Annotated in this window: 19 protein-coding genes and 1 tRNA gene; 12 read left to right on the top strand and 8 right to left on the bottom strand. The window is 68.5% G+C overall.

Annotation, left to right across the window (positions count from 1 at the left end):
• Window positions 1-58: 58 nt before the first annotated feature.
• Entirely contained in the window at window positions 59-2,335 is a 2,277-nt protein-coding gene (locus H165_RS0101335) for a YgiQ family radical SAM protein (protein WP_017937097.1), read from the top strand.
• A 9-nt stretch (window positions 2,336-2,344) separates the two neighbouring features.
• Here the strand turns inward: H165_RS0101335 and H165_RS0101330 are convergent, their stop codons facing one another.
• Window positions 2,345-2,932 (bottom strand): LOG family protein, encoded by a 588-nt coding sequence (locus tag H165_RS0101330; protein WP_017937096.1) that lies wholly within the window; start codon window positions 2,930-2,932, stop codon window positions 2,345-2,347.
• A gap of 191 nt (window positions 2,933-3,123) precedes the next feature.
• On the opposite strand from H165_RS0101330, the gene azu reads away from it, so the two are divergent.
• The 3 genes from azu to H165_RS0101320 all read left to right on the top strand — a co-directional run bounded on the left by azu (window position 3,124) and on the right by H165_RS0101320 (window position 5,405).
• The gene (azu, locus tag H165_RS0101325) at window positions 3,124-3,573 is read left to right on the top strand and encodes an azurin (RefSeq protein ID WP_017937095.1); all 450 of its coding nucleotides are present in this window, start codon (window positions 3,124-3,126) and stop codon (window positions 3,571-3,573) included.
• 55 nt (window positions 3,574-3,628) lie between these two features.
• Entirely contained in the window at window positions 3,629-3,811 is a 183-nt protein-coding gene (locus tag H165_RS19540) for a hypothetical protein (RefSeq protein WP_155943567.1), read from the top strand.
• A gap of 823 nt (window positions 3,812-4,634) precedes the next feature.
• A complete protein-coding gene (locus H165_RS0101320; RefSeq protein WP_017937094.1) occupies window positions 4,635-5,405 on the top strand; it encodes an SDR family oxidoreductase in 771 nt (256 codons plus the stop codon).
• A gap of 16 nt (window positions 5,406-5,421) precedes the next feature.
• On the opposite strand, the gene H165_RS0101315 is transcribed toward H165_RS0101320, so the two are convergent.
• The 7 genes from H165_RS0101315 to osmE all read right to left on the bottom strand — a co-directional run bounded on the left by H165_RS0101315 (window position 5,422) and on the right by osmE (window position 9,887).
• The gene (locus H165_RS0101315) at window positions 5,422-5,994 is read right to left on the bottom strand and encodes a HupE/UreJ family protein (RefSeq protein ID WP_017937093.1); all 573 of its coding nucleotides are present in this window, start codon (window positions 5,992-5,994) and stop codon (window positions 5,422-5,424) included.
• Between the two features lie 26 nt (window positions 5,995-6,020).
• Entirely contained in the window at window positions 6,021-6,635 is a 615-nt protein-coding gene (ureG, locus tag H165_RS0101310; RefSeq protein WP_017937092.1) for an urease accessory protein UreG, read from the bottom strand.
• A gap of 16 nt (window positions 6,636-6,651) precedes the next feature.
• Window positions 6,652-7,329: an urease accessory protein UreF gene (locus H165_RS0101305; protein ID WP_017937091.1), complete on the bottom strand. Its 678-nt coding sequence runs from the start codon at window positions 7,327-7,329 to the stop codon at window positions 6,652-6,654.
• Entirely contained in the window at window positions 7,326-7,826 is a 501-nt protein-coding gene (ureE, locus tag H165_RS0101300; protein ID WP_017937090.1) for an urease accessory protein UreE, read from the bottom strand. Before ureE ends, H165_RS0101305 begins: the two co-directional genes overlap by 4 nt.
• A gap of 183 nt (window positions 7,827-8,009) precedes the next feature.
• The gene (locus H165_RS0101295; RefSeq protein ID WP_017937089.1) at window positions 8,010-8,654 is read right to left on the bottom strand and encodes a TetR family transcriptional regulator; all 645 of its coding nucleotides are present in this window, start codon (window positions 8,652-8,654) and stop codon (window positions 8,010-8,012) included.
• 162 nt (window positions 8,655-8,816) lie between these two features.
• Window positions 8,817-9,065, bottom strand: a complete 249-nt coding sequence (locus H165_RS0101290) for a hypothetical protein (RefSeq protein WP_017937088.1) — start codon at window positions 9,063-9,065, stop codon at window positions 8,817-8,819.
• Between the two features lie 474 nt (window positions 9,066-9,539).
• Window positions 9,540-9,887, bottom strand: coding sequence for an osmotically-inducible lipoprotein OsmE (osmE, locus tag H165_RS0101285; RefSeq protein WP_017937087.1), 348 nt, complete (start codon window positions 9,885-9,887; stop codon window positions 9,540-9,542).
• A 148-nt stretch (window positions 9,888-10,035) separates the two neighbouring features.
• On the opposite strand from osmE, the gene H165_RS0101280 reads away from it, so the two are divergent.
• From H165_RS0101280 to H165_RS0101250, 8 genes are all read left to right on the top strand, one after another.
• Window positions 10,036-10,926, top strand: a complete 891-nt coding sequence (locus tag H165_RS0101280; RefSeq protein ID WP_017937086.1) for an esterase/lipase family protein — start codon at window positions 10,036-10,038, stop codon at window positions 10,924-10,926.
• A 75-nt stretch (window positions 10,927-11,001) separates the two neighbouring features.
• Window positions 11,002-11,949, top strand: coding sequence for a DnaJ C-terminal domain-containing protein (locus H165_RS0101275; RefSeq protein WP_017937085.1), 948 nt, complete (start codon window positions 11,002-11,004; stop codon window positions 11,947-11,949).
• Entirely contained in the window at window positions 11,946-12,251 is a 306-nt protein-coding gene (locus H165_RS0101270; RefSeq protein WP_017937084.1) for a chaperone modulator CbpM, read from the top strand. The genes H165_RS0101275 and H165_RS0101270 overlap by 4 nt, the downstream gene beginning before the upstream one ends.
• A 57-nt stretch (window positions 12,252-12,308) precedes the next feature.
• Window positions 12,309-12,467, top strand: coding sequence for a YqaE/Pmp3 family membrane protein (locus H165_RS19020; RefSeq protein WP_017937083.1), 159 nt, complete (start codon window positions 12,309-12,311; stop codon window positions 12,465-12,467).
• A 93-nt stretch (window positions 12,468-12,560) separates the two neighbouring features.
• A tRNA-Thr gene (locus H165_RS0101260) sits at window positions 12,561-12,636 on the top strand.
• 143 nt (window positions 12,637-12,779) lie between these two features.
• Window positions 12,780-12,983: a DUF6229 family protein gene (locus tag H165_RS20175; protein ID WP_420493612.1), complete on the top strand. Its 204-nt coding sequence runs from the start codon at window positions 12,780-12,782 to the stop codon at window positions 12,981-12,983.
• Window positions 12,984-13,029: 46 nt separating this feature from the next.
• Complete coding sequence (locus H165_RS0101255) at window positions 13,030-13,896, top strand: isocitrate lyase/PEP mutase family protein (RefSeq protein ID WP_017937082.1); 867 nt, start codon at window positions 13,030-13,032, stop codon at window positions 13,894-13,896.
• A gap of 88 nt (window positions 13,897-13,984) precedes the next feature.
• The gene (locus H165_RS0101250) at window positions 13,985-14,251 is read left to right on the top strand and encodes a DksA/TraR family C4-type zinc finger protein (RefSeq protein WP_017937081.1); all 267 of its coding nucleotides are present in this window, start codon (window positions 13,985-13,987) and stop codon (window positions 14,249-14,251) included.
• Window positions 14,252-14,258: the final 7 nt, after the last annotated feature.

The raw sequence follows: 14,258 nt of genomic DNA, 5'->3' as shown, positions 1-14,258 counted from the left end.
TTGTTCACTTTTTGTGCTATAGTCCGCGCCCCCGTGACCGCCTGACCGATCAAAAAACATGCAAGCCGCCAAGCCGCTGTTCGACTACCCCAAATACTGGGCCGAGTGCTTCGGGCCGGCGCCCTTCCTGCCGATGAGCCGGGAGGAGATGGATCAGCTCGGCTGGGATTCCTGCGACATCATCATCGTTACCGGCGATGCCTACGTGGACCACCCGTCCTTCGGCATGGCGATCATCGGTCGGCTGCTCGAGGCCCAGGGCTTCCGCGTTGGGATCATCGCCCAGCCGGACTGGCGCTCCAAGGACGACTTCATGAAGCTCGGCGAGCCGAACTTGTTCTTCGGCGTGGCGGCGGGCAACATGGACTCGATGATCAACCGCTACACCGCCGACCGGAAGATCCGCAGCGACGACGCCTACACCCCCGGCGGCCTCGCCGGCAAGCGCCCGGACCGCGCCAGCCTGGTCTACAGCCAGCGCTGCAAGGAGGCCTACAGCCACGTGCCGGTGATCCTCGGCGGCATCGAGGCGTCGCTGCGTCGCATCGCCCACTACGACTACTGGCAGGACAAGGTGCGCCGCTCCATCCTCATGGACGCTACCGCCGACCTGCTGCTCTACGGCAACGCCGAGCGTGCCGTGGTGGAGGTCGCCCACCGCCTGGCCCGCGGCGAGCCGATCGAGCGCATCACCGACGTGCGCGGCACCGCCTTCGTCCGCCGCGACACCCCCGAAGGCTGGTTCGAGATCGACTCCACGCGCATCGACCGCCCGGGCAAGATCGACAAGATCATCAACCCCTACGTGAACACCCAGGACCTGGAAGCCTGCGCCCTGGAGCAGGGCAGGGACGAGGCCGCGGGGACTGACGACGGGGTGCAGGTGGTCCAGCTGCTGCCCCATCCCAAGCTGGAGCGCGAGCGCACGGTGATCCGCCTGCCGTCCTTCGAGAAAGTGCGTAACGACCCGGTGCTTTACGCCCACGCCAACCGCGTCCTGCACTTGGAGACCAACCCGGGCAACGCCCGCGCTCTGGTGCAGCGCCACGGCAACCTGGACATCTGGCTGAACCCGCCGCCGATCCCGCTCTCCACCGAGGAAATGGACTACGTGTTCGGCATGCCCTTCGCCCGGGTACCGCACCCGGCCTATGGCAAGGAGAGGATCCCGGCCTACGAGATGATCCGTTTCTCGGTGAACATCATGCGCGGCTGCTTTGGCGGCTGCACCTTCTGCTCGATCACAGAGCACGAAGGGCGGATCATCCAGAACCGCTCGCACGAGTCGATCCTCCAGGAGATCGAGGAGATCCGCGACAAGGTGCCGGGCTTCACCGGGGTGATCTCCGACCTCGGCGGGCCGACCGCCAACATGTACCGCCTGGCCTGCAAGAGCCGCGACATCGAGAAGCACTGCCGCAAACCGTCCTGCGTGTTCCCGGGCATCTGCGAGAACCTCAACACCGACCACAGCTCGCTGATCGCCCTGTACCGCAAGGCCCGCGAGCTGCCCGGAGTGAAGAAGATCCTGATCGCCTCGGGGCTGCGCTACGACCTGGCCGTGCAGTCGCCGGAATACGTCAAGGAGCTGGTCACCCACCATGTCGGCGGCTACCTGAAGATCGCCCCGGAGCACACCGAGGAAGGCCCGCTGTCGAAGATGATGAAGCCGGGCATCGGCACCTACGACCGCTTCAAGCAGATGTTCGAGAAGTACTCGAAGGCGGCGGGCAAGGAGCAGTACCTGATCCCCTACTTCATCGCCGCGCACCCCGGGACCAGCGACGAGGACATGCTCAACCTGGCCCTGTGGCTGAAGCGCAACGGCTTCCGCGCCGACCAGGTGCAGGCCTTCTATCCCTCGCCGATGGCCACCGCCACGGCCATGTACCACTCGGGCAAGAACCCGCTGCGCAAGGTCACCTACAAGAGCGAGGGCGTGAAGATCGTCAAGAGCGAGGAGCAGCGCCGCCTGCACAAGGCCTTCCTGCGCTACCACGATCCTCACAACTGGCCGCTGCTGCGCGAGGCGCTGGTGCGCATGGGCCGCGCCGACCTGATCGGCAGCGGCAAGCACCAGCTGATTCCCGCCTACCAGCCCAAGGTGGAGGGCTACCAGGCGGCGCGGCGCAAGAACTCCACGCCGCCCGGCAGCAAGAAGGTCGGCCGCCTGCTCACCCAGCACACCGGCCTACCGCCCCGCGGCAGCGATGGCGGCCAGCCCTGGGATAAGCGCGAGCAGGCCAAGGCCGCGGCCTTCGCCCGCCTCGACGAGCAGCGCAAGAGCGGCAAGGGCGGCGCCAAGGGCAAACGCCGGCCGGTCAGCCCGCGTTAGCGGGCGGCCTTAGTTCGGGCTGCGCTCCACCCACTTGGGCGCCACGGTGGGCTGCCACTGCGCCAGGCGCTCGATCAGCTTGGCCGGGGCGCTCGCGATCTGCAGCATCTCTCGGTGCTGGGGGCGGACGAAGCGCTCGGTCACCAGATGGTCGAGGAAGTCGCGGAGCCGGGCGTAGAAGCCCTCCACCTCCAGCAGGCCGAGCGGCTTGCCGTGGTAGCCGAGCTGGCCCCAGGTCCACACCTCGAACAGCTCCTCCAGGGTGCCCAGGCCGCCGGGCAGGGCGATGAAGGCGTCGGCCAGCTCGGCCATGCGCGCTTTGCGCGCGTGCATGCCGTCCACCACCTCCAGGCGGGTCAGGCCCGGATGGCCGATCTCGGCGTCCTTGAGGCTTTGCGGGATGATGCCGATCACCTCGCCGCCGGCGGCCAGGGCGGCGTCGGCCACCAGCCCCATCAGGCCCACCGCGCCGCCGCCGTAGACCAGGGTGATGCCGCGCTCGGCCAGGCCGCGGCCTAGCGCCTCGGCAGCTTCGCGATAGGCGGGGCGGGCGCCGGGGCTGGCGCCGCAGAATACACAGATCGAACGCAGGGACATGGTCGACTCCAGGAAATGACGGGCCGCACAGGGTAACCGCACGGCGCCCGGAAAGTCAGGCAGAATAGCGTTCCGGTGCGGCTTTTTGCCTCGCCCCGGAAGCGATTCGTCTATGGTAAGAAGAGCGCTTCCGAATCCTGCCATTGTGGGCAATGCAGTTCCTGCCCCCAACCTGCCTTAAGGAGTTCATCATGTTTCGCAAGCTAGTCGTTGCTTCCGCCCTGGCCCTGGCCAGCGTTTCCGCCTTCGCCGCCGATTGCGCCGTCACGGTGAACTCCACCGACCAGATGACCTTCGACACCCAGGACGTCAAGATCAGCAAGAGCTGCAAGTCCTTCACCGTGGAACTGGTGCACACCGGCAAGCTGCCGAAGGCCGTGATGGGCCACAACTGGGTGCTGACCAAGACCGCCGACATGCAGCCGGTGGCCACCGACGGCATGAAGGCCGGCGAGGCCAACCACTACCTGCAGCCCGACGATGCCCGGGTCATCGCCCACACCAAACTGGTCGGCGGTGGCGAGAAGGACTCCGTGACCTTCGACGTCAGCAAGCTGAGTGCCGACGAGCAGTACTCCTTCTTCTGCTCCTTCCCCGGCCATATCGCCATGATGAAAGGCACCGTCACCCTGGTCGACTGACCTGTGCCGCAACAGGGTGGCGGTCCTCGGCCGTCACCCTGCCCACGGGGCTCGCATGTCGGCCCCCGCCAGCTATTCTCCCGGCAATCCGCTGCCTCGCCTACCGGGCGTTACGCCCTGCCTACTCTCCCGACTGTCCGCCTGGTTCGCCGCACGGGCCCCGACCGCAAGCCTGGGACTGCGCCTGCGCGAGGTGCGCTGGCCGCTCAGCCTGCTGGTCAGCGTGGTCGCCGAATGACGCCGGCAGATATCCCCGAAGTCTGTGGAACGGTCTGTGGATAAGGTGGGGGCCGATGGCCGCAAGGCGCAGTGGAAGGGCCTTGCAGGCACCTGGCGGTTTTTTGTCCAGTCAGACTTTCTTGAGTAAAAACAGCAGCTTGTGCGTCGTCACGAGGATGTGAACAGAGACCGGGTTTTTCACACATCCTGTGGATGGTCTTGTTGATAACTTCGGTACAGATGGCGGAAGGCTAGGCATCCCGCGGGCCGCAGCGATTTGTTCAGCTTCTGACCAGGACAGCCGACAGCGCCGACTCATGGCTGACAGGCAGGTCGGACGGCCAGTTATCCAAGGAATCTGTGGAGCGCTCTGTGCATAAGCTGGGAGGCAATACCCGATAAGCGCACCGCGCGGGGCCTGGCAGCACCTGGCGATTTTCTGTGCGCCGGGGCTCTTGAAGGGAAATATGAGGGGAAACAGCGACTTGCGGAGCTCCGTCGAGCAGTGGAAAAGCGCCGGTTTTTCCACGTATCCGGTGGATAGTGCTGTTGATAACTTCGGTACAGATGGCGGAGGGCCAGGCATCCCGCGGGCCGCAGCGATTTGTTCAGCTTCTGACCAGGACCGCGGCCGGCGCCGATCCACGGCAGGCAGGCAGGTTGGACGGCCAGTTATCCAAGGAATCTGTGGAGCGTCCTGTGCATAAGCTGGGTGGCTCTGGCCGGGAACCACGCCTGCTGCGGCATGGCGGCGATCGGCGATTTTCTGCACAGGACCACAGGGTGGACGGGGGGTAAGCTAGCAGGCCGATTCCTTGGGCTGTTGCAGGAGATTCTGGCCAATGACTTCAACTCTCTTCATCACGGGTGCCACTTCCGGGTTCGGCGAGGCCTGTGCGCGGCGCTTCGCCCGCGACGGCTGGGCGCTGGTGCTCACCGGGCGCCGCGAGGCGCGTCTGCAGGCGCTGGCCGAGGAGCTCTCGGCGTACACCGAGGTGCATCCGCTGGTGCTCGACGTGCGCGACCGCCAGGCCATGGAGCAGGCCATCGCCGGTCTGCCTGAGAAGTTCACCAGGTTGCGCGGACTGATCAACAACGCCGGCCTGGCCCTGGGCACCGATCCGGCGCCGCGTTGCAGCCTCGATGACTGGGAAGTGATGGTCGACACTAACATCAAGGGTCTGCTGTACAGTACCCGGCTGCTGCTGCCACGGTTGATCGCCTACGGGCGCGGCGCGGGCATCGTCAACCTCGGCTCGGTGGCCGGCCACTGGCCCTATCCGGGCAGCCACGTGTACGGCGCCACCAAGGCCTTCGTCCGGCAGTTCTCGCTGAACCTGCGCAACGACCTGGTAGGCACCGGGGTGCGGGTCACCGACCTGGAACCGGGGCTGTGTGAGAGCGAGTTCTCCCTGGTGCGCTTCGGCGGCGACCGGGAGCGCTACGAGGCGACCTATGCCGGCGCCGAGCCTATCCAGCCGGAGGACATCGCCGAGACCATCCACTGGATCCTCAACCAGCCGGCGCACATCAACATCAATACCCTGGAGCTGATGCCGGTCAGTCAGACCTGGGCCGGCTTCGCCATCGACCGTTCGCGCTCGGCGTCCTGAACGGCCAGCCACGAGCTCAGGCGGCCAGCAGCCACGCCCCGGTGCCGGCCGCCAGGGCGCCGGCCAGCCGCACCAGCGGCGCGGCGACCTGGGGCAGCAGGCGCACCAGCGCGTAGCCTGCGGCGTGCAGGGCGGCGGTGGCGGCGACGAAGCCGGCGGCGTAGCCGACCGGGCTGGCCTGCGCCGGCAGCTCCAGACCGTGAGCCAGGCCGTGGGCGAGGGCGAACAGTGCGGTCACGGTACCGGCCAGGAGCAGCGGCGGGCGCACGGCGAGGGCGACCAGCAGGCCGAGGGCCAGAACCGACCCGGCGATGCCGGTTTCCAGCAACGGCATCCCTACCCCGGAGAAGCCGAGCAGGCCGCCGGCCAGAAGGCTCAGCACGAAGGTGGCGGGCAGCGCCCAGCGTGCGGTGCCCTGCTGCTGGCTGGCCCAGAGGCCGACAGCGAGCATCGCCAGCAGGTGGTCGAGACCGGCCAGCGGGTGGATCAGGCCGGCGGCCAGCCCGCTGTCCGCATGGCCGGGGTGGGCGAAGGCCAGGGCCGGGGCGCAGAACAGGGCGAGGGCGTAGAGGGGCTTGCGCAGGGTCATGGTGGCTTCCTCGTGCGTCTTGGGGGTCAGGCGGCGTTGAGCATGCCGTGGCGCTCGATGAAGGCGATGATCTCCTCGAGGCCCTGGCCGGTCTTCTGATTGCTGAACACGAAGGGGCGCTCGCCGCGCATCTTGCGGGCGTCGCGTTCCATCACCTCCAGGGAGGCGCCGACCAGGGGGGCCAGGTCGATCTTGTTGATCACCAGCAGGTCCGATTTGCAGATACCCGGGCCGCCCTTGCGTGGCAGCTTGTCGCCGGCCGCCACGTCGATCACGTAGAGGGTCAGGTCGGAGAGCTCAGGGCTGAAGGTGGCGGACAGGTTGTCGCCGCCGGACTCGACGATGATCAGGTCCAGGCCGGGGAAACGGCGGTTGAGCTGCTCCACCGCCTCCAGGTTGATGGAAGCGTCCTCGCGGATCGCGGTGTGTGGGCAGCCGCCGGTCTCCACGCCGATGATGCGTTCCGGCGCCAGGGCTTCGTGGCGCACCAGGAACTGGGCGTCCTCCTGGGTGTAGATGTCGTTGGTGACCACCGCCAGGTTGTAGCGGTCGCGCAGGGCGCGGCACAGCGCCAGGGTCAGGGCGGTCTTGCCGGAGCCGACCGGTCCGCCGATGCCGACGCGCAGGGGTTGGCTGTTCATTGTGGGGTTCCTTGTTTCATGAGCGGAAAAGTCGGCTGTACTGGCGCTCGTGCGCCATGCTCGCCAAGGCCAGGCCGAAGGCGGCGCTGCCCCAGGCATCTTCGTCGAGCTGCTCGGCCAGGCGCCGTGCGTCCTCCAGGCTGGGCAGCAGCTCCGAGGTGAGGCGCTGGGCGGCTTGCTGACCGAGCGGAAGGGTCTTCATCAGCACCGCCAGCTGGTTCTCCAGCCAGCCCCATAGCCAGGCGGCCAGGGCATCCTCGGCGGCGATCCCCCAGGCCCGCGCGGCCAGCGCCCAGGCCAGGGCCAGACCGGGCTCCTCGATGCCGGCGAGCCGTTCGCGGGTCGGTCCGTCCAGTTCCGGCAGGCCGTCGAGCAGCTGTTGCAGCGAGTAGCCCATCTGTCGGCTTTCCAGATGCAGCTCGCGGGTCTCGCGGCTGGCCCGGTGCAGGGCGGCCAGTTCATGCAGGCGCGACCAGTCGCCGGCCGCCGCGGCCCGGCAATGAGCGAGCAGGAGCGGTGCCTCGAAGCGTGCCAGGTTGAGCAGCAACTGGTCGGCCAGCCAGCGCCGGGCAGTTGCCGGGTCGTGGACCAGGCGTTGCTCTACAGCCAGCTCCAGGCCTTGGGAATAGCTGTAGCCGCCTATCGGCAGCTGCGGGCTGGCCAGGCGCAGTAGGGCCCAGGCGGAGGATGTCATGGACGCACACCGAACTGGTGCAGGCGCGGCGCGTAGTGGAACTCCGCCTCGCCGCCGTGGGAGTGGTGGTGGCCGCCGCCGTAGGCGCCGTGCTCCGGCTGGTAGGGAGCCTCGATGCGTTCCACCCGGGCGCCGAGTTGTTTCAGCATGGCCTCCAGCACGTGGTCCTCGGGCAGGCGCAGCCAGCCGTCGCCTAGCTGCAGGGCGACGTGCCGGTTGCCCAGGTGGTAGGCGGCGCGGGTCAGCTCCAGGGGGCTAGCGCAGGTGACGTGGAGCAGGCGTTCCGGTTTGGCACACACGCGCACCACGCGGCCGTCACGGGCCAGCAGGCATTCGCCGTGGTGCAGCGGCGGCTGGCCGCGTTCGAGGAACAGGCCGACCTCCTCGCCGCTGCTGGTGAAGCAGCGCAGCCGACACTTGCTGCGTGCCTCGTAGCTCAGGTGCAGTTCGGCGTCCCAGTGGTCGCGGGGCGCGATGCGTTGCTGAATCACCAACATAGGGCAGGCTTCCAGGGATGGATGGAAGGTCCAGAGCAAGGGGCTTGCCAATCTTCCCGCATGGCCCTCGGCCCGCTGGTTGGCGGTGGCGGACCGCCGTCGTGCACGAAGATGGCCGTTCGGCCAGGTTTCATTTGGTGCGCGCGGGGCCTGGGTGCACCATCATGGTGCTCTGGCGAAGGGTCAGCGGCGCAGCTTGCCCAGACCGAGCCAGTGCTTGCCGCCGATCATGATGAAGCGCAGCTGCTGGGTGATCTTCTCGGCGGCGCTCAGGTGCGCCGGCTGGCCGGGAGCCGGCGGGTCGATGAGTTCCGGCAGGGTGGCGAACACTGTCTTGACGATTAGGTCGGCGAGCACGTCGAGTGCCGCATCGTCGAGGTGCGGCATGCGGTTCATCAGGCGCAGGTCGGCGGCCAGGTCGTCGGTGATGCTTTGGCGCAACGCGGCGATCGCCTGGCGCACCGGCAGCGAGCCGCCGTACTGCTCGCGGGCGAGGAACAGGAACTGGGCGCGATTGGCTTCCACCGCGCCGAGGAAGATGCCCACCGAGGCGTCGATGAGTCCGCCCAGCTCGAATTCGTGGTGGCGTACCTGGCGGATGGCGGCGCGGAAGGTTTCGCCCACCTCGGCGACCAGCGCCAAGCCCAGCTCGTCCATATCGGCGAAGTGCCGGTAGAAGCCGGTCGGCACTATGCCGGCGCTGCGTGTCACCTCTCGCAGGCTCAGGCTGCAGAAGCCGCGGCCGCCCTCCATGAGACTGCGCGCAGCCGCCATCAGGGCCTGACGGGTCTGCTGTTTCTGTTCGGCGCGAAGGCTGGGGCGGGGCATGCGCGGCACTTTAGGGGCTGCCGCGGCCTCAGGCAAGACGCGCAGGCGCAGGGCCGGCGCGTCTGAACCGAGGTTCGACGGCCCGCATCGGCAGCGTCGCCGCAGGTGCGGAAAGGACCGGGATCAGGCGTTCCCGGCAGGCAAGGCTGGGGAGGCGCAGGCTCAGACGCTGCGATTGCCGTGGCTGCCGAGACGCTTCCAGCCGCCGCGGGCCAGGTCCAGGCTGTGGTCGGCCGGCTGGGCCTGACGGTCGGCTTTGCCGCCGGTGCGCTCGAAACCGTCGCCGCGGGCGAGCAGGGTGTCGTCGGCGGCTTCCTGGGCGTGCGGCGGTTGGGAGGGCTCGGCGGGCAGGGCAAAGGCGCCCGCGGAGAGGCTGGCAAGAAGCAGTGCTGCAAAAGCGTGGACTTTCATGGTCGGGTCTCCAGGGGGGACTGAAGTGGTTACGGGGCCATGGTAGCCACGGGGGTGATAGATAGAAGTTCTTGTTGCTAATGGTGACTATCAACGGAATCAATTAACCGACTGAAACGGTCGGAAAAGCCGTGCCATCGGCAGTCCGCTGCTGTCGATAGAAAGGCGGACACCCCGTGGCGGCCTAGCCGCTACCCGGCAAGGAGAAATGCATGAGCGTCCGTCGAGTCCTGGGCTGGGGCAGCGCGGTGCCGGTCCTGCTGCTCGCCGCCCTGGCGATCCTCGTCGCTTCCTTTGACTGGAACCGGATCCGGCCGCTCCGCAACGAGCGGGTCTCCACCGCTTGCGGACCAGTCACGGCGAACGGAGCGGCAGCCCCTCAGCAACGAGCTGCTGGTGTTCCTGGTGGTGTTCGGCGTGCCACTGGCCGTGCTGCGCTGGATCGGTCGGTCGGTCTGGGCGCGTCGCCGTAGCCTAGAGCTTCTGCTCCAGCTCGCGCCGGTTGGCCTCGTGGCGCTCGCAGGTCATGAAGCCCTTGCCGTCGACCCGCCCGGCGGAGTCGAAGGTCACGTAGTAGGGCTGCTGCACGCCGCCTTCGTTGAGGATGTAGTTGTGGCAGGTGCCGGGGTGCAGCTGGCGAGGTACCTCGCTGGACGGCGTGCCGCCGATGCGCAGGACTTCCTGGCGGCTCATGCCGTCCTCCACCTGCCTGACCAGTGGCTGGTTGCGGAAGGTGTAGTAGTCCACCGGGTTTTCGGGCTTGATGGCGCAGCCGGCCACCGCACCCAGCAGGCAGAGCGGGAGCAGTATCGACTTGGGCATGGGCAGTTTCCTTGTGTGGGCCCGGGGCCGACCGGATTGCCGGCCCACACCAGGTTGGAGCCGGTCAGGGCCCGGGAAGTTCGCCGCCGTGCCCCGGACGGCTGTGCTAGGGTGTGGCACAGTGATTCGCCGGGCAGGGAGGCAGGTCATGGGGGACGAGGCGCGAACCCGCTATCCGCTGGTGCTGGTGCCCGGGCTGCTGGGCTTCGTGCGGCTGCCCGGCTACCCCTACTGGTACCGCATCGACGAGGCGCTTCGCCGCGCCGGCGCGCAGGTCCATCCGGTGCTGGTCTCCTCCCTGCACGGCAGCGAGGTGCGCGGCGAACAGCTGCTCGCCGAGATCGAGCGCATCTGCGTGCAGACCGGCGCGGACAGGGTCAACCTGATCGGCCACAGCCAAGGTGCCCTGACCGCCCGCTACGCCGCCGCCGTGCGCCCGCAGCGGGTCGCCTCGGTGACCTCGGTGGCCGGGCCCAACCAGGGGTCCGAGCTGGCCGACTACCTGGCCCGCCAGGTGCCGCCGGGCAGCCTCCGCGAGCGCGTGCTGGTCGCCATGATGCACGGATTGGCGCGCCTGCTGGCCCGTCTGGAGCGCGGCTATCAGGGCCCTCCGCTGCCCCTCGACGCGCGCGCCGCCCATGCCTCGCTAACCAGCGCCGGAGTGGCTGCGTTCAACCGCCGCTACCCGCAGGGCCTGCCGGAGACCTGGGGCGGCCAGGGCCCGGCCGAGGTGAACGGGGTGCGCTACTACTCCTGGTCCGGGACACTCCAGCCGGGGCGAACCGAGCGCGGCGGCAACCGCCTGGATCTGTCCCACTACTGCTGCCGGCTATTCGCTCGATGCTTCGTCCGCGAGGCGGGGGAGAACGACGGCATGGTGGGGCGGCGCAGCGCGCACCTGGGCCGGGTGATCCGCGACGACTACCCACTCGACCACCTGGACATCGTCAACCAGAGCCACGGCCGGGTCGGCCTCGGCGTGGATCCGGTGGCCCTCTACCTGGAGCACGCCGCGCGTCTGCGCGCCGATGGCTGCTGAGCGCTGACCTGGATCAAGCCGCGGCAGGTCGCCTTGGCGTTTCCTATGCTGTGAGGGTTGCAGCGAGGAGGCACCATGGAGTTCAAGGACTACTATGCAGTGCTCGGCGTGGCGCCGGACGCCGACGCCAAGACCATCAAGACCGCCTACCGCCGGCTGGCCCGCAAGTACCACCCGGACGTCAACAAGGAAGCGGGCGCCGAGGAGCATTTCAAGGAGATTGCCGAGGCCTACGAGGTGCTCGGCGATCCACAGAAGCGCGCCGAGTACGACGAGCTGCGCCGCTACGGCAGCCGCGGCCAGCGCTTCGAACCGCCGCCGGGCTGGCGGGGCGGCGCCGGCGATTTCGAGGACCTCCGCCGGTCCGGCGACTTCGACTTCTCGGAGTTCTTCGAGAGCCTGTTCGGCGCCGGCCGCGGCGCGGGCGGGCAGGCCCGCAGCCGCCGCGGTCGCGACCTGGAGGTGGAGCTGCCGCTGTTCCTCGAGGAGACCCTGGGCAACGAGGCCAAGCCGGTGACCATCACGGTGCCGCGGTATGCCGCCGACGGCCGGCGCCTCGGCGAGCAGCAGAAGAGCCTCAACGTGAAGATCCCCCGCGGGGTGCTGGATGGCGAGCGCATTCGTGTCAAGGGCCAGGGCGCGCCGGGGATCGGCGGCGGGCCGGCCGGCGACCTCTACCTGGTGATCCGCTTCGTGCCCCATCCGCTGTTCGAGGTGGACGGCCACGATCTGCTGCTCACCGTGCCGCTGGCGCCCTGGGAGGCGGCGCTGGGCACGCGCATCGAGGTGCCGACCCTGGACGGGCGCATCCAGCTCAGCGTGCCGGCCAACAGCCAGACCGGCCAGCGCCTGCGCATCCGCGGCAAGGGCCTGGCCACCCGGCATGGCGGTCATGGCGACCTCTACGCCCTGCTCAAGGTGGTGATGCCGCCGGGCAGCGATGCGCGCAGCCGTGAGCTGTGGACGCAGCTGGCTGGGCAGGCCGCCTTCGATCCGCGCAGCAACTGGAGGCGACAAGCATGAAGAGCAGCCTGATCATCGAGTTCGATGTCGAGGAGGTCTGTCAGCTGACCGGCCTGGAGCGCGCCTACCTGGTGGAGATCGTCGCCCATGGCATCGTCGAGCCGCGCGGCGAACGACCGGAGAACTGGCGCTTCGATCAGCAGGCTCTGCACCTGCTGCGCCGCGCCGCGCGCCTGCAGCGTGAGCTGGCGCTGGACTGGGCAGGGGTGGCGGTGGCCCTCGACCTGCTCGGCGAAGTGGAGCAGCTGCGCCGCGAGAACCTGCGCCTGCGCCGTCTGCTCGAGCGTTTCGAGAAGGACTGAACCACGGCGGGGTGGGTGCGGTCGATTGCACAGAAGCCATCCACAGGGAGACCATTCATGGACCTGATCCGCATCCTCATCGCCATCCTCCTGCCGCCGCTCGGCGTGTTCCTCCAGGTCGGCTTCGCCGGGGCCTTCTGGCTGAACATCCTGCTCACCCTGCTCGGCTACATTCCCGGCATCGTCCACGCCGTGTACATCATCGCCAGGCGTTGACCCGCTCCGGAAGCGCGGCAGGCGCTGCCGGGGCAATTCGTTGCGCGGGGGGAGTGCCATTTCTCTTCCGGTTTGTGTAGATTTGCAGCCCACGCCGGATTAGCTCAGCTGGTAGAGCAGCGCACTCGTAACGCGAAGGTCGTAGGTTCGATCCCTATATCCGGCACCAGATCCGCTTTCCGCTCCGCCGGAATCCCGCAGAAGCCCGCCCCGCGCGGGCTTTTCGCATTTTTCCGGACGCCGGAAACAAAATGCCCCGCCATGAAGCGGGGCAAGAGGAGCAAATCACGGGGCTAGCATAGGCCCCGACATGTGAAAATTCCGTGGTGGTTCCGGGCCGAGTGGCAATCGGGCCCTGCGGCTGCGGGAGGCCGGGAAGGGCCAGCCGGCACGCTGCTTGCTGGGTATTCACAGGCGGCGCAGGGCGTCGCCCGGCCGGGTCGGCGTGTCAGCGGTCGCCGCACCCCGTGTACGATGCGCCAGCCGCCTGCTGCACGTCTCGTTGTGCTAGTGTGACCGGCCCGTGCGCCGGCCAACCGTTTCGCCTCTTCTGGAACCGATCATGTACAGAGTTTCTCCCCAGGAACTGCGCCGTGCCTTTCGCACGCTGCTGAAGTTCCCCGCCTGTTATCACACTGCCTCGGTGTTCGACCCCATGTCCGCGCGCATCGCCGCCGACCTCGGCTTCGAGGTGGGCATCCTCGGCGGCTCGGTAGCCTCCCTGCAGGTGCTGGCCGCGCCGGACTTCGCCCTGATCACCTTGAGCGAGTTCGCCGAACAGGCCACTCGCATCGGCCGCGTCGCCCGCCTGCCGGTGATCGCCGACGCCGACCACGGCTACGGCAACGCCCTCAACACCATGCGCACGGTGGTCGAGCTGGAACGTGCCGGGGTGGCCGCGCTGACCATCGAGGACACCCTGCTGCCGGCCCAGTACGGTCGCAAGTCCACCGACCTGATCAGCCTGGAGGAGGGCGTCGGCAAGATCCGCGCGGCCCTGGAGGCGCGCGTCGATCCCGAGCTGGCGATCATCGCCCGCACCCACGCCGGAGTGCAGAGCACCGAGGACTGCATCGCCCGTGCGGTGGCCTACCAGGAAGCCGGCGCCGACGGCATCTGCCTGGTCGGGGTGCGCGACTTCGAGCACCTGGAGGCGATCGCCGGGCAGTTGAGCATCCCGCTGATGCTGGTCACCTACGGCAACCCCAAGCTGCGCGACAACCAGCGCCTCGCCGCGCTGGGCGTGCGCATCGTGGTCAACGGCCACGCCGCCTACTTCGCGGCGATCAAGGCCACTTACGACTGCCTGCGCGAGCAGCGCCAGCTGGCCGGCGCCACGCCGCTGAGCGCCTCGGAGCTGGCCCACAAGTACACCCAACCGGAGGACTACCAGGCCTGGGCGCGGGAATTCATGGACGTCCGCGAGTAGCGCGCCGTAGAGGCTCCGGCCGGGGCTTGCCAAAGCGTCCATTGGCGGGCATATCTGTGCGGGTGGACGACTCGCGGCGGAGGTGCCCATGGCCGGTGGCTGGACCAGTGACGACAACGTGCAGGAGCAGATCGACGACACCATTGCCGATGCTGTCGCCCGGGCGCGCAGCGAACTGCCGCGCGGCGAGAGCCTGAGCCACTGCGCCGAGTGCGATGCGCCCATCCCCGAGGCGCGCCGCCAGGCGATTCCCGGCGTGCGCCTGTGCGTGGCCTGCCAGAGCGAGCTGGACAAGGCCCGCGCCACCTTCAGCGGCTACAACCGGCGCGGCAGCAAGGACAGCCAGCTGCGCTGAGGCGTCG

This window comes from Pseudomonas thermotolerans DSM 14292 (genome assembly GCF_000364625.1).
GTDB lineage: Bacteria > Pseudomonadota > Gammaproteobacteria > Pseudomonadales > Pseudomonadaceae > Aquipseudomonas > Aquipseudomonas thermotolerans.
The sequence above is the reverse complement of the archived record's forward strand: the minus strand, read 5'-3'. Positions and strand labels throughout refer to the sequence as shown.